Origin of the sequence: Janthinobacterium sp. 13 (assembly GCF_002749695.1) — a bacterium.
GTDB classification, from domain to species: Bacteria; Pseudomonadota; Gammaproteobacteria; order Burkholderiales; family Burkholderiaceae_D; genus Janthinobacterium; species Janthinobacterium kumbetense.
In genome coordinates, this window is the sequence record NZ_PEEQ01000001.1 from 2,258,173 (window position 1) to 2,284,146 (window position 25,974).

The 25,974-nt window shown below is 61.5% G+C and carries 27 protein-coding genes; 7 read left to right on the forward strand and 20 right to left on the reverse strand.

Annotated features, from left to right (window positions below):
* Window positions 1-50 precede the first annotated feature (50 nt).
* From CLU94_RS09870 to tyrS, 11 genes are all read right to left on the reverse strand, one after another.
* Window positions 51-509 carry a YaiI/YqxD family protein gene (locus CLU94_RS09870; protein WP_099668247.1) on the reverse strand — a complete coding sequence of 153 codons (459 nt, stop codon included), beginning with the start codon at window positions 507-509 and terminating at the stop codon, window positions 51-53.
* Window positions 510-541: 32 nt separating this feature from the next.
* Complete coding sequence (gene ruvB / locus CLU94_RS09875; RefSeq protein ID WP_034749202.1) at window positions 542-1,597, reverse strand: Holliday junction branch migration DNA helicase RuvB; 1,056 nt, start codon at window positions 1,595-1,597, stop codon at window positions 542-544.
* A 6-nt stretch (window positions 1,598-1,603) separates the two neighbouring features.
* A complete protein-coding gene (ruvA, locus tag CLU94_RS09880; protein ID WP_034784779.1) occupies window positions 1,604-2,182 on the reverse strand; it encodes a Holliday junction branch migration protein RuvA in 579 nt (192 codons plus the stop codon).
* Between the two features lie 61 nt (window positions 2,183-2,243).
* Window positions 2,244-2,783: a crossover junction endodeoxyribonuclease RuvC gene (gene ruvC, locus CLU94_RS09885; RefSeq protein WP_099665510.1), complete on the reverse strand. Its 540-nt coding sequence runs from the start codon at window positions 2,781-2,783 to the stop codon at window positions 2,244-2,246.
* Between the two features lie 99 nt (window positions 2,784-2,882).
* Window positions 2,883-4,469 carry a bifunctional phosphoribosylaminoimidazolecarboxamide formyltransferase/IMP cyclohydrolase gene (purH, locus tag CLU94_RS09890; protein ID WP_099665511.1) on the reverse strand — a complete coding sequence of 529 codons (1,587 nt, stop codon included), beginning with the start codon at window positions 4,467-4,469 and terminating at the stop codon, window positions 2,883-2,885.
* A gap of 102 nt (window positions 4,470-4,571) precedes the next feature.
* A complete protein-coding gene (locus CLU94_RS09895; protein WP_008445162.1) occupies window positions 4,572-4,805 on the reverse strand; it encodes a helix-turn-helix domain-containing protein in 234 nt (77 codons plus the stop codon).
* A 170-nt stretch (window positions 4,806-4,975) separates the two neighbouring features.
* Window positions 4,976-6,028: a tRNA dihydrouridine synthase DusB gene (gene dusB, locus CLU94_RS09900; RefSeq protein WP_099665512.1), complete on the reverse strand. Its 1,053-nt coding sequence runs from the start codon at window positions 6,026-6,028 to the stop codon at window positions 4,976-4,978.
* 105 nt (window positions 6,029-6,133) lie between these two features.
* Window positions 6,134-6,778 (reverse strand): histidine phosphatase family protein, encoded by a 645-nt coding sequence (locus CLU94_RS09905; RefSeq protein ID WP_099665513.1) that lies wholly within the window; start codon window positions 6,776-6,778, stop codon window positions 6,134-6,136.
* Between the two features lie 3 nt (window positions 6,779-6,781).
* Window positions 6,782-7,420, reverse strand: coding sequence for a YbhB/YbcL family Raf kinase inhibitor-like protein (locus tag CLU94_RS09910; protein WP_099665514.1), 639 nt, complete (start codon window positions 7,418-7,420; stop codon window positions 6,782-6,784).
* Window positions 7,421-7,438: 18 nt separating this feature from the next.
* Window positions 7,439-7,888, reverse strand: coding sequence for a D-aminoacyl-tRNA deacylase (dtd, locus tag CLU94_RS09915; protein WP_099665515.1), 450 nt, complete (start codon window positions 7,886-7,888; stop codon window positions 7,439-7,441).
* A complete protein-coding gene (gene tyrS / locus CLU94_RS09920) occupies window positions 7,885-9,150 on the reverse strand; it encodes a tyrosine--tRNA ligase (RefSeq protein ID WP_099665516.1) in 1,266 nt (421 codons plus the stop codon). Before tyrS ends, dtd begins: the two co-directional genes overlap by 4 nt.
* Window positions 9,151-9,304: 154 nt before the next feature.
* Here tyrS and CLU94_RS09925 point away from each other — a divergent pair, with 154 nt between their 5' ends.
* Window positions 9,305-10,672, forward strand: a complete 1,368-nt coding sequence (locus CLU94_RS09925) for a M23 family metallopeptidase (protein WP_099379945.1) — start codon at window positions 9,305-9,307, stop codon at window positions 10,670-10,672.
* A 157-nt stretch (window positions 10,673-10,829) separates the two neighbouring features.
* Window positions 10,830-11,921 (forward strand): anhydro-N-acetylmuramic acid kinase, encoded by a 1,092-nt coding sequence (locus tag CLU94_RS09930; protein WP_099665517.1) that lies wholly within the window; start codon window positions 10,830-10,832, stop codon window positions 11,919-11,921.
* 185 nt (window positions 11,922-12,106) lie between these two features.
* On the opposite strand, the gene erpA is transcribed toward CLU94_RS09930, so the two are convergent.
* From erpA to rplM, 5 genes are all read right to left on the reverse strand, one after another.
* Window positions 12,107-12,469, reverse strand: a complete 363-nt coding sequence (gene erpA, locus CLU94_RS09935) for an iron-sulfur cluster insertion protein ErpA (RefSeq protein WP_029496047.1) — start codon at window positions 12,467-12,469, stop codon at window positions 12,107-12,109.
* 94 nt (window positions 12,470-12,563) lie between these two features.
* On the reverse strand, window positions 12,564-12,953 hold the full coding sequence (locus tag CLU94_RS09940) for a bactofilin family protein (protein ID WP_077408960.1): 390 nt from the start codon (window positions 12,951-12,953) through the stop codon (window positions 12,564-12,566).
* A 90-nt stretch (window positions 12,954-13,043) separates the two neighbouring features.
* Window positions 13,044-14,081, reverse strand: coding sequence for an N-acetyl-gamma-glutamyl-phosphate reductase (argC, locus tag CLU94_RS09945; protein WP_099665518.1), 1,038 nt, complete (start codon window positions 14,079-14,081; stop codon window positions 13,044-13,046).
* Window positions 14,082-14,250: 169 nt separating this feature from the next.
* Window positions 14,251-14,643: a 30S ribosomal protein S9 gene (gene rpsI / locus CLU94_RS09950; protein ID WP_010393285.1), complete on the reverse strand. Its 393-nt coding sequence runs from the start codon at window positions 14,641-14,643 to the stop codon at window positions 14,251-14,253.
* Between the two features lie 9 nt (window positions 14,644-14,652).
* Window positions 14,653-15,081, reverse strand: coding sequence for a 50S ribosomal protein L13 (rplM, locus tag CLU94_RS09955; protein ID WP_010393282.1), 429 nt, complete (start codon window positions 15,079-15,081; stop codon window positions 14,653-14,655).
* Window positions 15,082-15,306: 225 nt separating this feature from the next.
* On the opposite strand from rplM, the gene CLU94_RS09960 reads away from it, so the two are divergent.
* The gene (locus tag CLU94_RS09960; protein WP_070278278.1) at window positions 15,307-15,735 is read left to right on the forward strand and encodes an OsmC family protein; all 429 of its coding nucleotides are present in this window, start codon (window positions 15,307-15,309) and stop codon (window positions 15,733-15,735) included.
* 160 nt (window positions 15,736-15,895) lie between these two features.
* On the opposite strand, the gene coq7 is transcribed toward CLU94_RS09960, so the two are convergent.
* The gene (coq7, locus tag CLU94_RS09965; RefSeq protein WP_099665519.1) at window positions 15,896-16,540 is read right to left on the reverse strand and encodes a 2-polyprenyl-3-methyl-6-methoxy-1,4-benzoquinone monooxygenase; all 645 of its coding nucleotides are present in this window, start codon (window positions 16,538-16,540) and stop codon (window positions 15,896-15,898) included.
* Between the two features lie 85 nt (window positions 16,541-16,625).
* Window positions 16,626-17,057 carry a hypothetical protein gene (locus tag CLU94_RS09970; RefSeq protein ID WP_077399521.1) on the reverse strand — a complete coding sequence of 144 codons (432 nt, stop codon included), beginning with the start codon at window positions 17,055-17,057 and terminating at the stop codon, window positions 16,626-16,628.
* 148 nt (window positions 17,058-17,205) lie between these two features.
* Here CLU94_RS09970 and CLU94_RS09975 point away from each other — a divergent pair, with 148 nt between their 5' ends.
* The 4 genes from CLU94_RS09975 (at window position 17,206) to CLU94_RS09990 (ending at window position 23,871) form a co-directional block, all read left to right on the forward strand.
* Complete coding sequence (locus CLU94_RS09975; protein WP_099668248.1) at window positions 17,206-17,985, forward strand: ABC transporter ATP-binding protein; 780 nt, start codon at window positions 17,206-17,208, stop codon at window positions 17,983-17,985.
* A gap of 3 nt (window positions 17,986-17,988) precedes the next feature.
* A complete protein-coding gene (locus tag CLU94_RS09980) occupies window positions 17,989-19,185 on the forward strand; it encodes an ABC transporter permease (protein ID WP_077399518.1) in 1,197 nt (398 codons plus the stop codon).
* Between the two features lie 203 nt (window positions 19,186-19,388).
* Window positions 19,389-20,282 carry an ABC transporter ATP-binding protein gene (locus CLU94_RS09985; RefSeq protein ID WP_035824559.1) on the forward strand — a complete coding sequence of 298 codons (894 nt, stop codon included), beginning with the start codon at window positions 19,389-19,391 and terminating at the stop codon, window positions 20,280-20,282.
* 10 nt (window positions 20,283-20,292) lie between these two features.
* Window positions 20,293-23,871 (forward strand): ABC transporter permease/M1 family aminopeptidase, encoded by a 3,579-nt coding sequence (locus CLU94_RS09990; RefSeq protein WP_099668249.1) that lies wholly within the window; start codon window positions 20,293-20,295, stop codon window positions 23,869-23,871.
* Window positions 23,872-23,924: 53 nt separating this feature from the next.
* Here the strand turns inward: CLU94_RS09990 and CLU94_RS09995 are convergent, their stop codons facing one another.
* Both CLU94_RS09995 and CLU94_RS10000 read right to left on the reverse strand, forming a co-directional pair.
* On the reverse strand, window positions 23,925-24,308 hold the full coding sequence (locus CLU94_RS09995; protein ID WP_099665520.1) for a hypothetical protein: 384 nt from the start codon (window positions 24,306-24,308) through the stop codon (window positions 23,925-23,927).
* A gap of 170 nt (window positions 24,309-24,478) precedes the next feature.
* Window positions 24,479-25,942, reverse strand: a complete 1,464-nt coding sequence (locus CLU94_RS10000; protein ID WP_099665521.1) for a catalase — start codon at window positions 25,940-25,942, stop codon at window positions 24,479-24,481.
* Window positions 25,943-25,974: the final 32 nt, after the last annotated feature.

The window sequence follows — 25,974 nt, forward strand, 5'->3', positions numbered from 1 at the left end:
AACTGGCTTTAAAAAAACCGGCTTGCGCCGGTTTTTTTTCGCCTGCCGCTTTACGCCGGCTTGCGGTGATGCTTGCTCAAATGCCGGTCCAGGCTGTTGGCGAACTGTTGCCGGTCCGACTGGCTGAAGGCGGCCGGGCCGCCCGTGTCGACGCCGCCGCTGCGCAATTCTTCCATGAAGGCGCGCATCGTCAGTTGCTGGGCGATATTGTCCTTCGTGTAAAACTCGCCGCGCGGGTTCAGCGCAAAACCGCCCTTCGTCAGCACGTCGGCGGCCAGCGGGATGTCGCCCGTGATGACGAGGTCGCCCGGATTGAGCAGGCGCACGATTTCCTGGTCGGCCACGTCGGCGCCGGACGGCACTTGCACGGTGCGGATGAAACGCGAGGGCGGCACGCGCAAGCCCTGGTTGGCCACCAGGGTGAGCGGCAACTCCAGGCGGTCGGCGACTCTGTACAAAATTTCCTTGATGACGACGGGACAGGCATCGGCGTCGATCCAGATCTGCATGCCCGGCGCGGTCTGCTGGCTGCCTTCCGCCATCACAGTTCCCACGCTTCGCCGCCGGGACCCATGCGCGGGGCGCTGACGCCGAAGTGCAGGTACGCGGCCGGCGTGGCGACACGCCCACGGGGCGTGCGCTGCAGGAAACCTTGCTGTATCAGGTATGGTTCCAGCACGTCTTCGATGGTATCGGCCGCTTCGCCGATGGCCGCCGCCAGGTTGCCGATGCCGACGGGGCCGCCGCCGAACTTGAACAGCACGGCTTCGAGCAGCTTGCGGTCCATCACATCAAAGCCGGCGGAATCGACGTCGAGCATGGCCAGCGCCCTGTCGGCCACCACCTTGGTGATCTCGCCATTGCTTTTGACTTCCGCGAAATCGCGCACGCGGCGCAGCAGGCGGTTGGCGATGCGGGGCGTGCCGCGCGCGCGCTGGGCGATTTCGTGCGCGCCTTCCGGATCGATGGGCGCCTTCAGCAAGGCGGCGCTGCGCGTGACGATCTTCGTCAACTCGCCCGTGTTGTAGAACTCCAGCCGCGCGACGATGCCGAAGCGGTCGCGCAGCGGGTTGGTCAGCATGCCGGCGCGCGTGGTGGCGCCCACTAATGTAAACGGTTGCAAATCGAGTTTCACGGAACGGGCGGCCGGGCCTTCGCCGATCATGATATCGATTTGATAATCCTCAAGCGCCGGATACAAAATCTCTTCCACGACAGGCGACAGGCGGTGGATTTCATCGATGAACAGGACGTCGTTCGCTTCCAGGTTCGTCAGGATCGCCGCCAGGTCGCCCGGACGCTCCAGCACGGGGCCGGAGGTCTGGCGCAGGTTGACGCCCATTTCGCGCGCGATGATGTGCGCCAGGGTCGTCTTGCCCAGGCCCGGCGGGCCGAACAATAAAGTGTGGTCGAGCGCTTCCTTGCGCTGGCGCGCGGCCGTGATGAAAATTTCCAGCTGGTCGCGGATCTTTTCCTGTCCCACATACTCGTCGAGCTGCTTCGGGCGCAAGGCCCGTTCGATGGCCTCTTCGTTGTGCGAAATGGGCGCCGCGTCGATGATGCGCTGTTCCGTGAAGCTGTCGGTCTGGATGCTCATGCCCTATCAGCCTTTCGACAGCGCTTTCAGCGCCAGTTTGATGCCATCGGACACGCCGCTGCCTGCCGGCACGTTTTTCACGGCCGCCAGCGCTTCCTTGTCCGAATAGCCGAGCGCCACCAGCGCGTTGAGGATATCCGATTGGGCATCCGGCGCCGCATGCGCGCCCAGCGGGCCAAGATCGGCACCGATCTTGCCCTTCAATTCCAGCAGCAGGCGCTCGGCCGTCTTCTTGCCGATACCCGGCACTTTCACGAGGCGGCCGGAATCCTGCAGGGTGATCGCTTGCGCCAGGTCGGCAATCGTCATGCCGGACAGGATGGACAGGGCCATGCGCGCGCCCACGCCCGTGATCTTGATCAACTGGCGGAATACGGCACGCTCGGCCGCATTGCCAAAGCCAAACAGCAAATGCGCATCTTCGCGGATGGCCTGGTGCGTGAACAGCACTACTTTTTCGCCCACGTGGGGCAAGTTATAAAAAGTGCTCATCGGCACGTCGACTTCATAGCCGACGCCCTGGCAATCGACCAGCAATTGTGGCGGATTCTTTTCAAGCAAAATACCGGAGAGACGGCCTATCATCGCGTGTTCCTAATGTTGTGTATCGTTGTTTCTATTGACATATGAGGGGCATATGGCGCGCCTAGCCTACCAGACGGCCGCGCTTCATGCGCAAGCCCTGCAGCTGGGGCGCCAGCGCGCCGATCATGGCCAGCGCATCGATGCTGTTGGCGTGGCAAATGGCCACGCCCAGGGCATCGGCCGCATCCGTGCCGGGCAAGCCGGGCAAGGACAGCAGCCGCGACACCATGTCCTGCACCTGTTCCTTGGCCGCCTTGCCATGGCCCGTGACGGCCTGCTTCACTTGCAGCGCCGTGTATTCGGCCACCGACAGGTCGGCGTTGACGAGCGCGCAAATGGCCGCGCCACGCGCCTGGCCCAGCAGCAGGGTCGATTGGGGATTGACGTTGACAAACACTTTTTCGATGGCCGCGCAATCGGGCCGGTAGGTGCCGACGATTTCGCCCACGCCTTGCAGGATGACCTTCAGGCGCGGCGGCAATTCCCCTTCGGAACCCGTCTTGACGGTACCCGACGCGATATAGCGCAGCTTGTTGCCGTGTTTTTCAATGACCCCAAAGCCGGTCGTGCGCAGGCCAGGATCGATGCCAAGAATAATCATCGCCAGATTCTATAATGAATACGGCAGGCACCGGTGAATAACCGGTGCCTGCCGCTGAGTTACTGCCAGCCGGGGTATTGAATCCCGGCCTGTTCCAGATCAATGACGGAAGTGACGGGTTCCGGTATACAACATGACAACGCCGCGCTCGTCCGCCGCATCGATCACTTCCTGGTCGCGCATGGAGCCGCCCGGGTGGATGACGCAGGTCGCGCCCGCGTCGACGACGACGTCGAGGCCGTCGCGGAAGGGGAAGAAGGCGTCCGACGCCACCACGGAGCCGGTCAGGCTCAGGCCGGCGTTTTGCGCCTTGATGGACGCGATGCGGGCCGAGTCGATACGGCTCATCTGGCCTGCGCCCACGCCCAGGGTCATGTTATTGCCGCAGAAGACGATGGCGTTCGACTTGACGAATTTCGCCACTTTCCAGGCGAACATCAGGTCGGCCAGTTGCTGCGGCGTTGGCTGCAGCTTGCTGACCACGCGCAAGTCGCCGATACCGACGTTTTTCGCGTCCGGCGATTGCACCAGCAAGCCGCCACCGACGCGCTTGAAGTCCATGGCGTGCACGCCGCCGCCCAGCGGGATTTCCAGCATGCGCACGTTTTGCTTGCTCGACAGAATCTGTTTCGCTTCGGCGGAGAACGATGGAGCGATCAGCACTTCGACGAACAGCTTGGCGATTTCGCCGGCGGTGGCGCCGTCGAGTTCGGTATTAAACGCGATGATGCCGCCGAATGCCGAGGTCGGGTCCGTCTGCAGGGCGCGCGCATACGCTTCCGCCGCATTCTTGCCCAGCGCTACGCCGCATGGGTTCGCGTGCTTGACGATGACGCAAGCGGCGCTTTGCTCGAAGCCGCCCATGCTCTTCACGCATTCCCAGGCCGCATCCGCATCGGCAATGTTGTTGTACGACAATTCCTTGCCTTGCAGCTGGCGGTAGTTGGCCAGCGCGCCATCGGTGGTGACCAGGTCGCGGTAGAAGGCGGCGCTCTGGTGCGGGTTTTCACCGTAGCGCATGTCTTGCACTTTCTCAAATGCAACGTTCAGGATGTGCGGGTAGGCGCCGCGCTCGGCGTGCACTTTCGTCGGGCCCAGGCTGGTCAGGTAGTTGGTGATGGCGCCATCGTATTGCGCCGTGTGCGCAAAGACTTTTTTCGCCAGCATGAATTTGGTGTCGTAGCTCACGTCGCCCGCCTTGCCGTCGGCAGAGCGCATTTCCGCCAGCACGGCGTCGTAGTCGCTCGGGTCGCAGATAACGACCACGTCCTTGTGGTTCTTGGCCGCCGAACGCAGCATGGTCGGGCCGCCGATATCGATGTTTTCGATCGCATCTTCCAGGGTGCAATCGGCCTTGGCGACCGTGCCCTGGAACGGGTACAGGTTGACCACCACCATGTCGATGGTCGGCATGTCGTGCTCGACCAGTTTCGACATGTGCTCAGGGAAATCGCGGCGCGCCAGGATACCGCCGTGCACTTTCGGGTGCAGGGTCTTCACACGGCCATCGAGCATCTCCGGGAAACCCGTGTAATCGGCAACTTCCGTGACGGGAACACCGTTGTCTGCCAGCAATTTTGCGGTACCGCCCGTGGACAGGAGGTTGACGCCAAGGGCGGACAGGGCGCGGGCGAATTCGAGAACGCCGGTCTTGTCGGAAACGGAGAGGAGAGCTTGTTTGATCATGGCTGTGGCTAGGTGGTTAAGTGTTCTTGGCGAATGGCGCCGCTCAGTCGTCTGGCTGAGGCGGCGGCGGATTCAAATCTTGGCGTCACTTGCATGCCGGCATTACAGCAAACCGTGCTCCTGCAATTTCTTGCGCAGGGTATTGCGGTTGATGCCCAGCATCTGCGCGGCGTGCGACTGGTTGCCATCGGCGCGTGTCATCACGACTTCCAGGATGGGCTTTTCCACGGTCAGCACGACCATGTCATAGATATTCGATGCTTGCTGTTCGCCCAGGTCATTGAAGTAATCTTCTAGACTTTTCTGTACGACTTCCTGAATGCTTTCTTTGCTCATTTGTATGCTTCAACCGGCTGAACACCTGGCTATCCGGTGCCGCGTCGCTCATGCGGTCCGCGTGCTGCCCTCTTGCCTCGGTGTTGTAATTAATATTGCATGACGCTCTGTATATAGGCGCTCGCCCTTGTACTGCTGGTCACTGATTTATGCTGCTTGCTGCTATCTGCTCATGCTGCCGTGGCCGCAGGTTCGATCACATCGATCAGGCCACTTTCACTGGATTCGGAAAGGCGGTATTGTAACCGTTCGCCAAATTTCCATTGCGACTCAAAAAATTGATCGACGGCCAGCAACTGCGCTTCCGTCGACTCCAGCAAGTTCATTTGCTGTCGGAACGCTTCGCCGCCTTCCAGATCCTTGACATACCAGCCGATGTGCTTGCGCGCCGTGCGCACGCCGAGAAATTCCCCATAAAACGCGTAATGGGCGCGCAAATGCTCATCCATCAGGGTGCGGACTTCATCCACGTAAGGCGCCGGCAACAAGGTGCCGGTGCGCAGGAAGTGGTCGATCTCGCGGCAAATCCACGGCCGGCCCTGCGCCGCGCGGCCGATCATGACGGCATCGGCGCCCGTTTGATCCAGCACAAAGCGGGCCTTCTCAGGACTGGTAATGTCGCCGTTGGCCACCACGGGAATGCCCACCGATGCTTTCACGGCGGCAATAGTTTCATATTCGGCATCACCCTTGTAGCCATCGGCGCGCGTGCGGCCGTGCAGGGTCAGCATCTGGATGCCGGCTTGCTCGGCGATGCGGGCGATTTTCAGGGCATTCTTGTTTTCGCGGTTCCAGCCCGTGCGAAATTTCAGGGTGACGGGCACGTCGACGGCGTTGACGACGGCGTGCAAGATCCTTTCGACCAGGCTTTCGTTTTGCAACAAGGCCGAACCGCACCAGCTGTTGCACACCTTTTTGACGGGGCAACCCATGTTGATGTCGATGATCTGCGCGCCCCGGTCCACGTTGAACTTGGCGCAGTCGGCCAGGTCTTGCGGATCGGCGCCGGCGATCTGCACGGCCTTTGGCTCCATTTCGCCCGCATGGTCCGTGCGGCGCGAGCTTTTTTCCGTCGCCCACAGGCGCGGATTCGACGCCGCCATCTCCGACACGGCGTAACCGGCGCCCAACTGCTTGCACAACTGGCGGAAAGGCCGATCCGTCACGCCCGCCATGGGAGCGACGAAAACGTTGTTGCGCAGAATGTGAGGGCCGATTTGCACTGAAGAACCTGGAATGGACGGAGGAACCTGCTATTTTAACCGATTCCCTGCCTAATTAATAAGCACTATTTTTTTGCTCAGTGCGTCAGAGTGAGGAGGGGCCGCTTAGCCCAGTTCGTCCATCGCGGGCGCGCTCAAGTGTTCGATATTTCCCCAGTGCACCAAATGCAGCTTGCCGTCGGCGTAAGAAAAACGGTTGACGCTGGCATTCTTGACCTGGAAGTCGCGCGGACTGTCGAGCGTCATGCCGACCGCCTCGCGGTAGGCGCACTCGAGCACGCCGCCATGGGCCACGATGGCGATCGTCTGGCCGTCATATTGCCGGGCCCAGCGGGCGATGGCGCCATTTGCGCGCGCATAGAACTGGCGGAAGCTTTCGGCCTGGCGCTCGCCCGACGGCATCACGGCGTCGATCTGGCGCGATTGCCACTGTGCATACTCGTGCGGATAGCGCGCGGCGATGTCCGCATACAGCAAGCCTTCGAAGGCGCCGTAGCAGCGCTCGCGCAGCAAGGAATCCGTTTGCACGGGTAAATCTTTCACGTCGGCAACGGCTTGCGCCGTCTGCTGCGCGCGTTGCAAGTCGCTGGCGATGATGGCGGCCAGCGGTTCGTCCGCCAGCGCCTGCCCCAGCGCCCCCGCTTGCGCCAGGCCCGCCTCGTTCAGGGCGATGTCGATATGGCCCTGCAGACGGCGGCCCGCATTCCAGGCCGTTTCGCCATGGCGTATCAGTAAAATCGTGGTGCTCATGCGTTATTTCTTCAGGGTAAGTGCCAATTCGGGGTTGAGCGAATAGGCAACGACGAGCTGGGCTTCGTCGAGGATGTGGCCGTACAGGGCGGCGTGGGCTTGCTGCCCCGTAAAACGCTCGGGCAAGGCCAGTTGCGGCACGTCGAGGGCATACAGGCGGAAAATGTAGTGGTGGATGCGCTCGTCATTCCACGGCGGGCACGGGCCATCGTAGCCGTAATAGTCGCCGGCCATGTCCGGGTCGGCGGCAAACCAGCCCGTGTAGTCGTTCAGGCCCTGGCGCAGCCCAGTAGCAGTCCCGGCAGCCTTGCCGCGCGGCGTGATGCCGCTGGAAAATTCTCCGGCGGCAATAACCCGCATGGCAGGCGGCAAGTCGAGCAAGCTCCAGTGATAAAAGTCGCCGCGCGGCGCCGTCAGCGGCAGGGCCTGGCCTTCAACATTGACCAGGCTGGCGTCTTGCGGCGCATCGGGGTCGATGCAGAACAGGGCCAGCGACTCGGTGCCGTTCGGCACCTCGTCCCAGGCCAGATGGGGATTGCGGTTGCCGGCGAGGCGCACGCGGCTGGCCGGATCGATCTCGGCAAAGGCATGATCGGCCGGCATCAGGCCGCCATCACGAAACGTCTCGCTCCACAATTTCATCGCTTGCTCCTCTTGTAGTTATTGTTTGGCGTTCACTTGCAGCCAGAAGGTCACCGGGCCGTCATTCGTCAGCGACACTTGCATGTCGGCGCCAAACTGCCCCGTCTGCACGGTCGCATGGCGGCTGCGCGCCTGGTCCACGAAATGCGTGAACAGGCGCAAGCCGTCCTGCGGCGCGGCCGCCGGCGTAAACGACGGGCGCGTGCCGGACTTGGTGTCGGCCGCCAAGGTGAACTGCGGCACCAGCAGCAAGCCGCCGGCCACGTCCGTCACGCTGCGGTTCATCTTGCCCGCGTCGTCGGCAAACACGCGATAGCCGAGCAACTTGGCCAGCAGGGCGTCCGCTTCCTTCTCCGTATCGCCCCGCTCCGCGCACACGAGCACCATCAGGCCGGCGTCGATGGCGCCGATGGTGGCGCCGGCCACGTCGACCTTCGCCTGCGTGACGCGCTGCAGCAGCGCGATCATGCCGTCAAGGTGACGCGCGCAAAGCTGCGCTTGCCAACTTGCAACACGAACTGACCGGCTGCCACTTGCAAGCCCTTGTCGCTGATGACGGTGCCGTCGATGCGCACGCCGCCCTGGTCGATCTTGCGCATGGCTTCCGACGCCGATGGGCACAGGCCCGCCTGTTTCAGCAGTTGCGAAATGCCCAGCGGCGCGCCGGCCAAGGTCACTTCCGGGATATCGTCGGGGATGCCGCCCTTCGAGCGGTTGACGAAGTCGGCCAGCGCATCTTCCGCCGCCTGCTGCGAGTGGAAGCGGGCGACGATCTCTTGCGCCAGCGCAACCTTGGCATCGCGCGGATTGCGGCCTTCCTCGACTTCGCGCCTCAGCTGCGCCAGTTCGGCGATCGAGCGCCACGACAGCAGCTCGTAGTAGCGCCACATCATGACGTCGGAAATGCTCATCAGCTTGGCGAACATGGTATTGCCCGGTTCCGTGATGCCGATGTAGTTATTCTTCGACTTGGACATTTTTTCCACGCCGTCCAAACCTTCCAGCAGAGGCATGGTCAAAATACACTGCTGCTCCTGTCCGTACTGCTTTTGCAGTTCGCGGCCCACCAGCAGGTTGAACTTCTGGTCTGTGCCGCCCAGTTCCAGGTCCGATTTCAAGGCCACCGAGTCGTAGCCCTGCATCAGCGGGTACAGGAATTCGTGTACGGAAATAGGAATGCCGCCCTGGAAGCGCTTGGTGAAGTCGTCGCGCTCGATCATGCGCGCCACCGTGTAGTGGGAAGCGAGCTGGATGATGCCGCGCGCGCCCAGCGGATCGCACCACTCGGAGTTATAGCGGATTTCGGTCTTGCTGGCGTCCAACACTAAAGATGCTTGCGCGAAATACGTCATCGCGTTAATCTCGATCTGTTCCTTGGTCAGGGGCGGACGCGTGACGTTGCGGCCCGAAGGATCACCGATCATGGACGTGAAGTCGCCGATGAGGAAAATGACTTGATGGCCGAGGTTTTGCAGCTGGCGCATCTTGTTCAGGACGACGGTATGGCCCAGATGCAAGTCGGGTGCGGTCGGGTCCAGGCCCAGTTTGATGCGCAGTGGAACACCGGTTTTCTCGGAGCGTGCTAATTTTTGCGCAAATTCGCTTTCGATCAAGAGTTCGTCGACGCCACGCTTGGTAATCGCGAGGGCTTCTTGTACTCTGTCCGACAGCGGAAGCGCGGTCTGAGCGGCGTTAGCCTTTGTAGGCGATGCGGTGGTGTTGATTTCCATAAAATTTGACTGTAGATCTCAAAATGGTAGTAGGTTTGCGGAGTTTGCTATAATGCTCGATCCCATCAATCTTGCCGTATGAAAACGAACCAAAATAACAATAACAAAGAGCACTAGTTCACGAATCGTTCAAGGGCAAATTTTAACTGATTGCATGAACCCTATACATAAAATCACAGGCTCACGCTTGTACACACAGCTGACGACGACACGCAAGGCACGCATTATCGGTGCCTCCGCAGTGCTGCTCGCCGTGGCCGCCTTCGGCGCGGTCGCTGTGTCGCCCATGGCGCCCGACGCATCCGATTTGCCGGTGACGTCCATCGCCCAAAACCTGGAAATGCCTGATCTCGCCTCGCAAATTTCCGCGATGGAACAGGTAGACCAGAATTTCACCCACGAAGAAAAAGTCCGCGCCGGCGATACCCTCGCCACCCTGCTGACCCGTCTCGGCGTGGATGATCCGGTGGCCGCCAATTTCATCAAAACCGACAAGATCGCGCGCGGCGTGATGTTGCTGAAATCGGGCAAGCGCGTGCAAGCGCAAACGTCCGAAAACGGCGACCTCAACTGGATGCGCGCCACCCTCGTCGACGGCACGGACAAATCGGTCAAGAACATCCTGATCACCCGCAAGGGCGACAAGTTCGTGGCCACGGAAGTGGCAGCCCAGCTGGAACGCCGCGTTGAAATGCACGCGCGCAAGATTACCTCCACCCTGTTCGCCGCCACCGACTCCAGCCTGGACGGCACCCGCCTGCCAGACTCGATTTCCGCGCAAATCGTGGAAATGTTCTCCACCAATATCGACTTCCGCTCCGACCTGAAACGCGGCGACTCGTTCAATGTTGTCTACGAAACATTCTGGCAAGATGGCGAATTTGTCCGAGCGGGCCGCATCCTGGCCGGTGAATTCACCAACCGCGGCACGACTTACCAGTCCGTTTGGTTCGAAGACCCAGCCAGCAAGCAAGGCGGCGGTTACTACAGTTTCGACGGCAAGTCCCTCAAAAAAGCCTTCCTGAAATCCCCCCTCGAATTCTCCCGCATCTCGTCCGGCTTCTCCATGCGCGTGCACCCGATTTCCGGCAACTGGAAAGCGCACAAGGGCATCGATTTCGCTGCAGCAACGGGCACGCCTATCCGCGCTTCGGGCGACGGCGTGGTCGATTCCGTCGGCAGCCAAAACGGCTACGGCAATGTTGTTGTCCTGAAACATTGGGCCAACTACACGACCGCCTATGCGCACATGAGCCGCTTCGCTTCGGGCCTGAAAAAAGGTCAAAAAGTGAGCCAGGGCGATGTGATCGGCTACGTCGGCACCACCGGCTGGTCCACGGGCGCCCATTTGCACTATGAATTCCGCGTTGGCGGCGTGGCGCAAGACCCAAGCAAGCTGAATGTGCAAGCCCAGGCGCCATTGACGGCCGCCGAGCTGAGCCGCTTCCGCATGGTGTCCAATGACATGATGCACCGCTTCACCCTGCTGCGTCCGAACGACACGGCCCTGGCGTCGCGTTAAGCAACACTGCCTTCGGGCAATATACAAAGGCACCGCCCATGCAGATGGCCGGTGCCTTTGTTTTTTCCTGCGCGCTTTTGTTTTTCCTGCGCGCTTTTGCGTGCGGCACAAATGCGGCACAATGCACTTCTTCACTGACGTATTCAAGGAAAACCCCATGCTGTATATCGGTTTAATGTCGGGTACCAGCCTCGATGGCGTCGACGGCGCGCTGGTCGACTTTTCCGACGAGGGCACGCGCAGCCTGGGCAATGCGTACATTCCCTTCCCCGCCAGCCTGCGCGCCGACCTGATGGCCTTGCAAAGTGCCGGCCAGAATGAAATCGAACGCGAAGCGCTGGCGGCCAATCAACTCGTGCGCCACTACGCCGAGTGCGTCGCCATGCTTTTAAGCAACGCGGGCATCGTCGCGGACGCCATCGCCGCCATCGGCGCGCATGGCCAGACCATCCGCCACCGCCCGGAACTGGGTTTTACGCGCCAGCTGAACAATCCGGCCCTGCTGGCCGAATTGACGGGCATCGACGTCATCGCGGACTTGCGCAGCCGCGACGTGGCGGCCGGCGGCCAGGGTGCGCCGCTGGTGCCGGCCTTTCACCAGGCCATCTTCAATCTGCCGGGCCACACGCGCGTGCTGGCCAATATCGGCGGCATCAGCAATATCAGCGTGCTGCATGCGGATGGCACGGCGACGGGCTACGACACGGGTCCCGGCAATGCGCTGATGGATGGCTGGGTCTTGCGGCACCTGGGCCAGCCCTACGACGCCAACGGCGCCTGGGCCGCCACGGGCCAGGTCATCCCCGCCCTGCTGGCGGATTTGCTCGATGAGCCCTATTTTGACTTGCCGGCACCGAAAAGCACGGGCCGCGACCTGTTCCATGCCGACTGGCTGAGCGCCAAGCTGGCCAATTACCCCACCGCCCTGCCCGCCGACGTGCAGGCGACGTTGACCCAGCTGACGGCCGCCAGCCTGGCGCGCGCCATCCTGCGCGACGGGGCGCAGGCGGAAACCGTGTATGTGTGCGGCGGGGGAGCGCAGAACGCCGGCCTGATGGCGGCGCTGGCCGCTGAATTGCCGGGCATGGCGGTGGAGTCCACGCAAGCATTGGGCGTGGCGCCCAGCCAGGTCGAGGCGCTGGCCTTTGCCTGGCTGGCCTGGCGCTTTACGCAGCGCAAGCCGGGCAACTTGCCGGCGGTAACGGGCGCGCAGGGCTTGCGGGTACTGGGCGCGCTATACCCGCGCTGATACCGCGTTGATCAGGAACAAGTGTTCCAGAAACACAAATAGCGGATCATCGATCCGCTATTTTTACGCTGCGCCTGTAAACCGGCGCGCCTGAAAAACGTCCAGGGCAAGACGCATTGCCGAAGACAGTACGAATAGTACGGCGAGGCAATGCAACGCCGCCATGGGCGTTTTCTCGGGTGTGCTTATACCGAGAAAGACGAACCGCAACCGCAGGTCGAGGTGGCTGTCGGATTCTTGATCACGAACTGCGCGCCTTCCAGGTCATCCTTGTAGTCGATTTCCGCGCCGACCAGGTACTGGTAGCTCATGGAATCGATCAACAGCTGGACGCCATTCTTGACCATGGTGGTGTCATCTTCGTTGACGATTTCGTCGAAGGTGAAGCCGTACTGGAAGCCGGAACAGCCGCCACCCTGCACGAACACGCGCAATTTCAGGTCGGGATTGCCTTCTTCCTCGATCAGCTGCGCGACTTTTTCGGCGGCGCTATCGGTAAAGATGATAGGCGAAGGGATCACATCTTGCATTTCAGCGACTGCATTCATTTCAGACTCCTCAGAAAACATAGCCTCATTATAGACTGTTGGCGCAAGTCACGCTGCGGCCGCCGCTGGCGCGGCTGGCGGGTGTTGTTCCTGCTCACATTTCCGACACGGCCAGGTGCAGCACGGGGTCGGCGCTGTCGTGGCGGCTGAGCTTGCCCTGGACTTGCGCGCCGCTGTGCATTTCCAGCACCTTGTAATAGACCTCTCCTACAATGCGGGCTTTTGGCTGGATTTCAAGCATTTCGGACACATACACGGGGCCGTTGATCTCGCCGCTGACGACCAGGCTCGAGCAGCGCACCTCGCCATCGATGCGGCCCGCCTCGCCCAGCACCACATAGGTGGGGTCGCCCGGCTCGCCCGTGACGTTGCCGCGCACATGGCCGTCGATGCGCAGACCGCCGCAAAACAGCAAGTCGCCCTCGATCCGCGTGGAAGCGCCGATCAGGGTATCGATGGGGTTTTTCGCGTTGCGCTCGAACATGAACGTCATCCTGTCGGGGTACGTGGCAGTCCAATTTATCACAGGTCCGGCAAAAAGGCGCCGGACCTGCGCAAACGCCTGTGCCTATATTTAAGGCATCACGGCGATATGTTGCAAACCGGCCGTTTCTTTCAGGCCAAACATCAAGTTCATGCATTGCACGGCCTGGCCCGCTGCACCCTTGACCAGGTTGTCCTGCACCACCAGCACGACGACGGTATTGCCGCCTTCGGGACGGTGCAAGGCCAGGCGCAACATGTTCGAGCCGCGCGTAGAGCGGGTTTCCGGGTGCGAGCCGAACGGCATCACGTCGACGAAGGGCTCATCCTTGTATTGCTCTTCGAACAAGGATTGCAATTCTTCATTGCTGACTTCCTTGTTCAGCTGCGCGTACAGGGTCGAATGCATGCCGCGGATCATCGGCACCAGGTGCGGCGTGAAGGTCAGCGCCACTTTCTCGTCCGTGAAACGCTGCAATTGCGCCGTCGTTTCCGGCAGGTGGCGGTGACCGGCCACGCCGTAGGCCTTGAAGCTGTCGCTTGCCTCCGAGAACAGGATGCCGATTTCCGCCTTGCGGCCGGCGCCGGACACGCCCGACTTGCAGTCAGCGATCAAGCCGCCCGCGTTGACCAGGCCCGCCTTGAGCAGCGGGTAAAAGCCCAGCTGCATGGTGGTCGGGTAGCAACCGGGGTTGGCAATCAGCTTCGCTTGCTTGATGTCTTCGCGGTTCAGTTCCGGCAAGCCGTACACGGCCTGGGCTATCAGTTCAGGCGCCGTGTGGGGAATCTTGTACCACTGCTCGAACTTGGCCTGGTCTTTCAGGCGGAAGTCGGCGGCCAGGTCGATGACTTTCACGCCGGCGGCCAGCAGGGCTGGAGCTTGCGCCATCGCAACACCGTGCGGGGTGGCAAAGAAGACCACGTCGCACTGCTCCAGGTTGGCTTTGTCGGGCGAGGAAAACGCCAGTTTCACGTGGCCACGCAGGGAAGGATACATGTCAGCAACGGGCAAGCCATCTTCCTTGCGCGAAGTAATCGCCGTCAACTCGACATCTGGATGGGTAGCGAGCAAGCGCAGCAATTCCACGCCCGTGTATCCAGTGCCGCCGACGATGCCAACTTTGATCATGTTCTTTCCTTGTGTATATATTGCATAAAGATGAAGGGAAATGCCCCCATGGGGGTTTTCCGCGTATTTTACAGCGCAACGCCGAGTCACGCTGAAATGCAAAAAAGCCGCGGGACCGAAGTCCAGCGGCTTTTCGACCAGCACCCCGGAAGGTGCTGTAGCGTAGAAATTAACGCTTCGAGAATTGCTTTGCGCGACGTGCTTTGCGCAGACCAACTTTTTTACGCTCGACTTCACGTGCATCGCGGGTCACGAAGCCGGCTTTCGCCAGTTCCGGTTTCAACGCTGCATCGTAGTCGATCAGAGCGCGGGTGATGCCGTGACGAACTGCACCAGCCTGGCCCGACTCACCGCCGCCATGGACGTTGACTTTGATGTCGAAACGCTCGACATTGCCGGTCAGTTCCAGTGGTTGACGGATGACCATCAGACCCGTTTCGCGCGAAAAGTATTCGTTTGCTGGTTTGCCGTTAACAACGATCAAGCCTGTGCCAACTTTGATAAAAACCCGAGCCACTGCACTTTTGCGACGGCCGGTTCCATAATTGTAATTACCGATCATGTCAGTTCCTTAGAGAACAAGTGCTTTAGGTTGCTGAGCAGCGTGCGGATGGGAACCTTCCGCGTACACTTTCAGCTTCTTGATCATTGCGTAGCCGAGTGGGCCTTTAGGCAGCATGCCTTTGACCGCTTTCTCAAGCGCGCGACCTGGAAAACGCTGTTGCATTTTCTGGAAGTTGGTTTCGTAGATGCCGCCTGGATAGCCAGAGTGACGGTAGTAAATTTTCTCAGTAGCTTTGGTACCGGTCACACGCAGTTTGCCTGCGTTGATGACGACGATGAAGTCGCCGGTATCGACGTGAGGAGTAAATTCTGGTTTGTGTTTGCCGCGCAGTCGGAGTGCCACTTCGCTGGCAACACGTCCGAGGACTTTGTCCGTCGCGTCAACCACGAACCAATCGCGCTGGACTTCATGTCCTTTAGCGGAAAATGTTTTCATGTTGACTTCCTAATAGATTACACGCTCAAATGGTGGTTCCGCCGATGCTGCTATGCGGACTCTGCCTTATTTACTTTTCCTGAGCGAACGGAAAGCCGACAAGTATAAGCGGCTTTGCCTTGCCGCGTCAAGCCGCAATCGAGGCCGGCTGCGGCCCGGCGGGTGGCACATGGATGGGCATTCCTCTATTACAATACAAAACGCTTACAATTTTCGGAGAGTACGATGGAATGCAAAGTCAGCTGGAATGGCCCGTCGGGCATGAGTTTTCGGGCAGAAACGGGTTCCGGCCACCTGGTGACCATGGATGGCGCGCCCGACGGCGGCGGCCACAACCTGGCGCCGCGCCCCATGGAAATGGTCTTGCTGGGCACGGGCGGCTGCACCGCCTATGACGTGGTGCTGATCCTGAAACGGGGCCGCGAAGCCGTCAGCGGCTGCGAAGTGACCCTGAAGGCCGACCGCGCCGACACCGATCCGAAAGTATTTACCAAGATCCACTTCCACTTCACCGTGCGCGGTAAGGCCCTGAAACCCACCGCCGTCGAACGGGCCGTGGCCTTGTCGCATGACAAATATTGCTCGGCGTCGATCATGCTGGCCAAGACGGCAGAGATTACACACTCCTTCGAGATCATCGAAGAAAGCGCCTGACCAAAACTACTGCGCGTCGGTATAGGCGGCCTGCGATGCTCACCGTGCTCCAGCACGGTTGCGCTTCTCGACCACCTCTCCCTTCCGCTCGCTACGGTTTTGTCAGGCGTTTCACGGCTCAGATATGGATAAAAAAGGCGCTCTTCGGAGCGCCTTTGTTTTAAATGTAATACGCGGTTTTCGTCATCACTTTGCCCATGATGCCCATCAGCGCCTTCACGGGCGCCGGGGTGTCGATGGCGCCCAGTCGCTGGGCGGCGGCGCCGTGCTCCACTTCGTCGATGGCCATCTGTTTCACAATGGCGCGCGACTTGGCGTCCTGCGGCGGCAATTCCTGCAAGTGGCTGGCCAGGTGCGCTTCCACCTGGCGTTCCGTTTCCACCACGAAACCCAGGCTGCGGCCGTCGCCCATGCGCGCGGCGATGGTGCCCAGCGCAAACGAACCCGCATACCACAGGGGATTGAGCAGGCTCAGACGCGAGCCCAGCTCCGTCAGGCGCTGCGCCGTCCAGGCCAGATGGTCTTCCTCTTCGCGTCCCGCTTCGTCGAACTGGGCGCGGATGGCCGGGCTGTGCGCATAGCGCGCCTGCGAGTTGTACAGGGCTTGCGCGCACACTTCGCCCACATGGTTGACGCGCATCAAGCCGGCGCTGTGGCGCTGTTCGGCCGGGCTCAGTTCCGCATCGGGCGCATGCGCGGCCGGCGTGGGGCGCGAGGCCGAGGCCACGCCCGCGATGACGCGCAAGGCCTTGTCGGCGCCAACAATCAAACGATCCAGGGGGTCAAAGTGGCGGTTCGCGGTCATCGTGGCTATTCATGTAAGGGAAAACATGGATTATAGGACGATCAGGGCCAGCCGTACCCACGCCGCGCGCAGGGTGAACGGGGCTTTATTGACTTGTGCGCGCTTTTTCCCGCTCGATCCAGTCCACCACGGGGCCGACGGCGTCCAGGCCGGACAGGCTTTTCGCCACGCCCAGGTTCAGTGAAATCAGGAAGGAAATGCTGTCGACGGGGATGTCCGGGCAATGTTCGGCAAACGCGGCGCGAAAACGCTCCGCTTGCAGCACGCGCAAGACTTTCTCGCCGCTCATGAATTGCAGCACGCTGGCGATGCTGTGCCCGCCACCTATCGAGTGGTAGATAAAACGGTTGTACTTCGCGTCGATCTGCTTGAAATCGAGGGTTTCCTCCGTCATCAGGCCCGCCAGGTAGTACAGCCCCAGGCTGACGCGGAAGAAACCGATGGCTTCGGCACTGGTCATGCCGGCGCGCGCCACGGCCAGTACCTTGTCCTGCATCGCCTGATCGATCGTTTGCATTGCGCTCTCCCGCGCCGTCCGCCGGCGCCCACCGGGCCAGCTTGCATGAAGATGCTGTTTTTTTCAATAGACCAAACGATATTTCCACCTTGCAAGTTACATTTTTTGCATGCTACTCTCGTTCTTCACCGTTAAATGGATGAAGCACATGATTGAGGTCAAGCACCTGGCAAAACGTTTCCGCATGCCGCCCCACAAGGGCAAGGCCGCGCACGTCAGCGATCCGCGCGAACACGAGGGCTGGTTTCACGCCGTGCGCGACGTCAGTTTCAGCTGCGCCCCCGGCGAAGTGCTGGGCCTGCTGGGCCCGAATGGCGCCGGCAAGACCACCACCCTGCGCCTGCTGTCGACGGCCTTGCAAGCGGACGCGGGCAGCGCCCTCGTCAACGGCGTCGACGTGCTGCGCCAGCCGCTGGTGGCGCGCCAGAGCATCGGCTTCCTGTCCGGCTCGACAGGCTTGTATGGCCGCCTGACGGCGCGCGAGAACGTGGAATATTTCGGCCGCCTGCATGGCATGCCGGCCGACAAGCTGAAACGCCGTTGCGACGAACTGTTTTCACTGCTGCAAATGGAAGAATACGGCGGTAAGCGGGCCGATCAATTGTCGACGGGCATGAAACAGAAGTGCGCGATCGCCCGCACCGTCGTGCACGAACCGCAGGTGGTGATCCTCGACGAACCGACGACGGGCCTGGACGTGATGTCGGCCAAGATCTTGCTCGACTTCATCGCCAGCTACAAGGCGCTGCGCGTGCCGCTGATCTTTTCCACGCACCACCTGCACGAGGTGGAAAAACTGTGCGACCGCGTCTGCATCATCAACCGCGGCACCACCGCCTTCAATGGTACGGTCAGCGAACTGCGCCACCTGGGCGGCAGCGCGGACTTGTACGACGCCTTTGTCAGCGTCATCAACCAGGGAGCCTGAGCCATGTGGACCATTTATGTGAAAGAGTTGCTGGAACTCACGCGCGACCGCAAGACGCTGATCTTCACCATCCTCATCCCCATCTTTGCCATGCCGCTGATCTTTGGCGGCTTCGCTTATGTTTCAAGCAATATGTTCAAGAACGCGAAAACGGCGGAAATGCGCTACGCCCTGTTCGGCAAGGACCATTCGCCGGGCTTGAGCGGGCGTTTTGCCCAACAGCACAACCTGCGCGAAGTGCCGCTGGCCAGCGAGGGCGACATCCGCCGCGCCATCGGCGACGACACCATCAAGTTCGCCGTCGTCATTCCGCCGCATTTTGAAGCATCGCTGCAGCAACAGCAGCAAACGAAGGTAGTGCTGCACTACAACAGCGCCAGCACGGTCGACGTGACCCAGCAGCGGGTGCGCGAGATCGTCGAGGCGTACAACGCCAGCCTGCGCGAAAGCGCGCTGTCGGCCCTGAACCTGAGTCCGGCCCAGCTGGCCTTTGCCCTGCACCCCATCGTGCTCGACAAACAGTCGACGGCCAACGAGCGCGAGCAGATGGGCGCCATCGTCGGCGGCATGCTGCCCTATTTGCTGCTGATGGTATGCCTGACGGCGGCCATGTATCCGGCCATCGACCTGGGCGCCGGCGAAAAGGAGCGTGGCACGCTGGAAACCCTGCTGTTGGCGCCCGTGCCGCGCAGCGCCATCGTGCTGGCCAAGTTCCTCGTGCTGTTTACGGTGGGTATGACCTCGGCCGTGCTGATGGTGGGCAGCATGGGCGCCCTGCTGGCCATCTTCGGCAGTTCGCTGGAAGGCAACATGGCCGTCATGGTGCGCAGCATCGGCTTGCCCGACCTGGCCATGGTGACCCTGATGCTGGTGCCCACGGCCGCCATCTTCGCCTCGCTGCTGCTGTCGATCTCGATCTACGCGAAAAGCTACAAGGAAGCGGCCGGCATGATCACGCCATTGATGCTGTTCGTCATCCTGCCCACGGTAGCGGCCATGCTGCCCGGCGTCGAGCTGAACTGGATGTGGGCCATGGTGCCGCTGACCAACGTGTCGCTGGCCATGAAGGAATTGGTCAAGGGCACCATGGATTACCGCATGTTCGGCGTGATCCTCGCCTCGACCACGGTGATCGCGGGCGCCCTGCTGATGCTGTGCCGCTGGTGGTTTAACCGCGAATCGGTGCTATTCCGTAATTGAAAGTCACGCGGCGCGCCAGCGGGGCGAAACGGCCCCCCACGGAAGCCCCATACGGGCGCGCCGTCCACCCCGCCCAATTGCACTCTGGTCACGCGAAAATGCCGTGTATCGCATGCAACTGCCCAGTACGTCTTAAATTCAATACAATGCCAGCATACAGAAGCCCTGCACCATCGGGCTGCAACGCATGAGTTAGGAGTTGTATGGAATTGCAGATTCGCAAATTGTCGAAGACCTACGCGAATGGCGTGGTGGCGCTGGATAACGTGTCGCTGACGATACCGCCCGGGATGTTTGGCTTGCTGGGCCCGAATGGCGCCGGCAAGTCGACCCTGATGCGCACCCTGGCCACCTTGCAGGAATGCGATTCCGGCTCCATTTTCTTCGGCGACTACGACGTGCTCGACGACAAGGACGAGATCCGCCGCATGCTCGGCTACCTGCCGCAAGACTTCGGCCTGTACCCGAAAGTGACGGCCTACGAGCTGCTCGACCACTTTGCCACCTTGAAAGGCCTGTCGCAGCGGGCGCGCCGGCGCGAGGTCGTCGATGGCCTGTTGCAGCAAACCAACCTGTTCGACGTGCGCCACCAGCGCCTGGGCAGCTTTTCCGGCGGCATGCGCCAGCGCTTCGGCATCGCGCAAGCCCTGCTGGGCGACCCGAAACTGATCATCGTCGACGAGCCGACGGCGGGCCTCGATCCGCAGGAAAGAGTCCGCTTCCATAACTTGCTGTCCGACATCGGCGAAGACAAGACGGTGATCCTGTCGACCCACATCGTGTCCGACGTGGCCGACCTGTGCGCCAACATGGCCATCATCAACAAGGGCCATTTGCTGCTGTGCGGCAAGACCCAGGAACTGATCGACGAAGTCAGCTGCAAGATCTGGGCGCGCTTCGTCGAGAAGAAGGAGCTGGCCAGCTTCCAGCAGCGCCACGCCGTCATTTCCACGCGCTTGCTGTCGGGCCGTACCTTGATCCACGTCTACAGCGACGACGACCCGGGCGACGGCTTCGAGGAAGCCATCGGCGACCTGGAAGACCTGTATTTCGCCACCATTGCCGGGCGCCACCGCGTCGCCCCGCAGTGCGACTGAGGGGCGCGCCATGTTTGCCATCGCCCGCTTTGAAGCGCGACAGCGGCTCAAGCTGCTGTCCACCTGGGTGTATTTCGCCATGTTCCTGGCGCTGGCCATGCTGTGGATGGCCGCCGCCGGCGGCGTCTTCAAGGAAGCGAGCATCAGTTTCGGCGGCAAGTTCCTGATCAACGCGCCCCGCTCGCTGGCGTTCACGTGCAGCCTGCTGGGCTGTTTCGGCGCCGTCGTGGTGGCCGCCATGATGGGCCGTTCGGTGCAGCAGGATTTCGAATACGGCATGCAGCATTTCTTCTTCAGCGCGCCGATCCGGAAATACCAGTACGTGTTCGGCCGCTTCCTTGGCGCCTGGCTGGTGCTGGCCGTCGTGTTTTCCAGCATCGTCATCGGTGCCTGGCTGGGCGCCTGGCTGCCCGGCATCGACCCGGAACGGCTGGGGCCGCAACGGGCGCTGGCCTACCTGATGCCGTATGTGTTTACCTTGCTGCCGAACCTGTTCATCTTTGGCGCCATCTTCTTCGTCATCGCGGCCCTGACGCGGCGCATGCTGCCCGTCTACATCAGCTCGGTGGTCATGCTGATTGGCTACCTGGTGGCCCCGTCCCTGGCGCGCGACCTCGACTACAAGACCCTGGCCGCCCTGATCGACCCCTTCGGCACCACGGCGCTGATACGCCTGACGGAATACTGGCCGAACGCGGAGCGCAACACGCGCCTGGTGACCCTGGAAGGCGTGTATTTGCTGAACCGCGCCATCTGGTCCGGCTTCGCCCTGGTGGCATTGCTGCTCGGCTACTGGCGCTTCCAGTTCCACGCCACGACGGACGCGGGCGCCGGCAAGCGCCGCAGCGAGGGCGACGTCCCGCTGCGCCTGTCGAACGCGTCGCTGTCCACGCAGGAAACACCGGACTTCGCGCAGCGCAACCTGGCCGCCCTGCTCCTCAAGATGAGCTGGCTGAATCTGCGCGAAACCATCAAGAACATCTATTTTGTCGTCATCGTGCTGGCCGGCGTGCTGACCATGTATGGCGGCGCGCTCGACATGGGCTCCATCTATGGCACGAATACGTATCCCGTGACGGAAAGGGTGCTGGACATGGTCAGCGCCTCGTTCGCCCTGTTCATGCTGATCATTACCACCTTCTATGCGGGCGAACTGGTGTGGCGCGAACGCGAAGCGGGCACGCACTTGATGCTCGACGCCCTGCCCGTGCCGAACTGGCTGCCTCTGCTGTCGAAGCTGTTTGCGCTGATCGGCCTGCAGGCCTTGCTGAGCCTGGTAATCATGCTGTGCGGCATGTCGATCCAGGTCTTCAAGGGTTATTACCGCCTCGACCCCGGCCTGTACCTGGAATCGCTGTTCCTGTCGCACCTGCCGTCCTACGCGCTGATCGCCGTGCTGGCCATCTTTTTGCAGGTGTTGATCAATCACAAGTATTTGGCGTATTTCGCCATGATCCTGTACCACATCGCCAGCATCAGCTTTTCCTCGCTGGGCCTGGGCGACCCGCTGCTGCTGTACGGAAACACGCCGGATTTCGTGTATTCGGCCATGAACGGCGCCGGCCACTATCTGTTGCGCGAACGCTGGTACTTGCTGTACTGGAGCGGCGCGGCCGTCATGCTGACGGTGCTGTCGCTGCTGTTCTGGCCCCGCGGCGCGCAGGACAGCTGGCGCATCCGCCTGCGCCTGGCACGCCACGGCCTGACGCAGGGCGTGCTGGCCAGCTTTGCCGGCGGTACCCTGATCTTCATCGGCGCCGGCACGGTCCTGTTCTACGTCTTCCACGTGGCCAACGATTACAAATCCGAATTCGCGCGCGATGCGGACCGCGCCACAGTCGAGCGCCAGTACCGCAAGTTTGCCGCCACGCCACAGCCGAGAATCACCGACGTGAAACTCGACGTGGCCATCTACCCGGCGCAGCGCACCCTGGCCGTCACGGGCCGCTATGTGCTGCAAAACAAGACCAGCCTGCCGATCAGCCATATTTTTGTGCAGCAAGATCCGAGCTCCACCATGCGCCTGCGTTTTGACGCGCGCGTGCATCCCGGCCTCGATGACGGCAAGCTGGGCTTTTACAGCTACCGCCTGGCCGCGCCGCTGGCGCCGGGCGCCACCCTGGGCCTCGATTTCGACGTCCGCTTTGCGCCGCGCGGCATCTTCGGCCTGGGCCAGGACACGCCCGTGGTGGCCAACGGCACCTTCTTCACGAATGCCGTGCTGCCCCACATCGGCTACCAGCCGCAGCAGGAATTGACGGACCCGCGCGACCGCAAGAAACACGGCTTGCCGGCGCGCGAACGGGCCTTGCCGCGCGACGATGCACGGGGGCTGGCCGACAATTACATCAGCAACGACGCCGACCGCATCAACTTCGACGCCACCGTCAGTACCGTCGACGGCCAGACGGCCATCGCGCCGGGCATGCTGGATAACGACTGGATCGCCAAGGGCCGCCATTACTTCCATTACACGATGGAACAGCCGATCCTGAATTTTTACGCGTTCCAGTCGGCCCGCTACGCCGTCAAGCACGAGCGCTGGCAAGACGTGGCCATCGACGTGTATTACCACCTGGGCCATGAATACAACCTCGATCGCTTCGTGCGCGGCAGCAAGGAAGCGCTCGAGTACTACACGAAGAACTTCGGCCCCTACCAGCACAAGGTCCTGCGCATCGTCGAATTCCCCCGCTACGCCACGTTTGCGCAATCGTTCCCGAACACGATACCGTACTCGGAAGGGCTGGGCTTCATCGCCAGGGTCGATGACAAGAATCCCAAGGATATCGATTATCCGTTCTACGTGACGGCGCATGAAGTGGCGCACCAGTGGTGGGCGCATCAATTGGTGGGCGGCAATACACGGGGCGCTACCGTGCTCAGCGAAACCCTGGCCGAATATTCAGCCCTGATGGTGATGAAGAAAACCGTGGGGCCGGCCAAGATGCGCCGCTTCCTGCGCTATGACCTGAATCAATACCTGATGGGGCGCAGCGAGGAACGCAAGAAGGAATTGCCGCTGGCCGAGAATGAAAACCAGCCCTACATCCACTACAACAAGGGCAGCCTGGCCATGTACTTGCTGCAAGACATCATCGGCGAAGACAAGGTCAACGGCGTGCTGCGCGAATTGCTGAAGACGCATGGCCAGAAAGGCCCGCCGTATGCCAGCGTGACGGCCCTGATCCAGGGCTTGCGCCAGGTCACGCCGCCCGAGCAAGCTTACCTGATCGACGACCTGTTCGAGAAAATCGTGCTGTTCGACAACCGTGCCCTGTCGGCCACGGCCACGAAACGCAGCGACGGCAAGTACGCCGTCACCGTGAAAGTGCAGGCGAGCAAGTTGACGGCCGGCGAACAGGGCGAGGAGCACGACGCGCCCCTGCACGACTGGATCGAGATCGGCGTCGACGACGCGAACGGCCATCCGCTGCTGCGCGAACGCCTGCGCATGACGGCGCGCGAAGCGAGCTATACCGTCATCGTGGGCAGCCGTCCCGGCAAGGCGGGCATCGATCCCGACAACAAGCTGATCGATCGCAAGCCCGATGACAATATGGTCACCGTCGACATCGCCGAACCATGACAAAAAATGGCCACCCTGGAAAGGTGGCCATTTTTTTTATTCTCAGGCGCTCATCAAGCCTCGGCGGAACGCGTCACCAGGCTCAGGCTGATGCCCATTTCGGTCAGGTGCTGCATGTCGGCCAGCGACAGGTCGAGCGGCGCGTCCTGCGTATCGTCGCCGTTCAACTCCAGTTGCAGTTCGGCCACGATACGCGGCATGGTGAAGCTGACGCCGCGCGAGCGGCATTCGGCCAGGTAGCTGCGTATGCGCGAGGGCAACACTTGCGATTTGGATGCCTGCGCGATCAGCACCTCGAAGCCGGAATCGAGGTGCACGCGGCCCGCGCCCTTCGCCTCGCCCTTGCGCCATTGCCGTTCCGGATCCGTGGGCAAGACTTCGAGGATGGATTTGAGCGTGGGGTCGTCCCCATGCACCGACAGCTTCGCCATATTCATATTACAAGACTTTCTAGTCAGGACGCTGCCAGGAAGGCCGCGCGATCATCAGACCGACAAGTCTACGCATGGGCGGCAAATATGTCCATACGGCAATATTTGGTATCTCCCTCTAATTTGTGCTGTATCAACAACAGGCGGAACAAGCTTGTTCCGCCTGCAACACATAATTACAGCACCACGCCACGCGCCTGCAAGGCGGCCCGCACGCCGGCGCCATACGCGGCATCGGCACGGTCGAAGTGGCCCAGCTGACGCTGCAAGGTTTCCGGCCGCACCTGGCTCAAGGGACCGGCCAGGTTGTCGAACAGGTTTTGCTTCGCCTGCACCGACATCAAGCGGAACAGATTGCCGGCTTGCGTGTAATCATCTTCCACGCCGCGGCCATCGTAGCGCGCCGCGCCGCCGGCCAGGTCCAGCGCCGGCTCGCCGTGGCCCAGCCCTTGCGGCTGCGTGCCGGCCGCCGCCACGTTCGCATAGTTGCGCGCCGCGCCGCCATTGTGGATCGCCATGCCGCCATCGCGCTGCTGGTTGTGGAAGGGGCAGCGGGCCGCATTCACAGGCAAGTGCTGGTGGTTCGTGCCGACCCGGTACAACTGGGCGTCGTGGTAGGCGAACAAGCGGCCTTGCAGCATCTTGTCCGGTGAATATCCCATGCCGGGCACGGCGTTGGCCGGCGAAAAGGCCGCTTGCTCGACTTCCGCGTGGTAATTGTCAGGGTTGCGGTTCAGCTCGAAAATACCGACTGGCAACAGCGGGAAGTCCGCATGCGGCCACACTTTCGTCAAATCGAACGGGTTCCAGCCCGTGCGCTGCTCCCATGCATCGAGTTGCTCCTGCGTCGCCACCTGCAGCTTGACTTCCCACTGGGGGAAATCGCCGCGCTCGATGGCGCCGAACAGGTCGCGCTGGGCGTAGTCGGGGTCGGCACCGGCCAGGCGGCCCGCTTCCGCGGCAGGCAGGTTCTTGATGCCCTGGCGCGTCTTGAAGTGCCATTTCACGTACACGCGCTGGCCGTCGGCATTGATCAGGCTATACGTGTGGCTGCCGAAGCCATCCATGTGGCGGTAGCCGTCCGGCGTGCCCCGGTCCGAGAACAGCATGGTGACCTGGTGCAAGCTTTCCGGCGCATGGCTCCAGAAATCGAACATCATTTCCGCCGATTTCAAGTTGCTTTGCGGATCGCGCTTTTGCGTGTGGACAAAGTCGGGGAACTTGATCGGGTCCTTGATGAAGAACATGGGCGTGTTGTTGCCAACCAAGTCCCAGTTGCCCTCTTCCGTATAGAAGCGCACGGCGAAACCGCGCGGGTCGCGTTCCGTGTCGGCGCTGCCGCGTTCGCCACCGACGGTGGAAAAGCGCGCGAAGGTGGCCGTCTGCTTGCCCACTTCACTGAACAGCTTGGCCTTGGTATGGCGCGAAATGTCGTGCGTGACGGTAAAGGTGCCGTAGGCGCCCGACCCTTTCGCGTGCACCACGCGCTCGGGAATGCGCTCGCGGTTGAAATGCTGGAGTTTTTCGATCAGGTGGAAGTCTTGCAGCAGCAAGGGGCCACGGGGGCCGGCGCTGAGGGAATTCTGGTTGTCGGCGACGGGGATGCCCGAGGCGGTACTGAATGGCGGCTGTTGGCTCATGGCTGCTTTTCCTTCGTTGTTGACTAATAGAA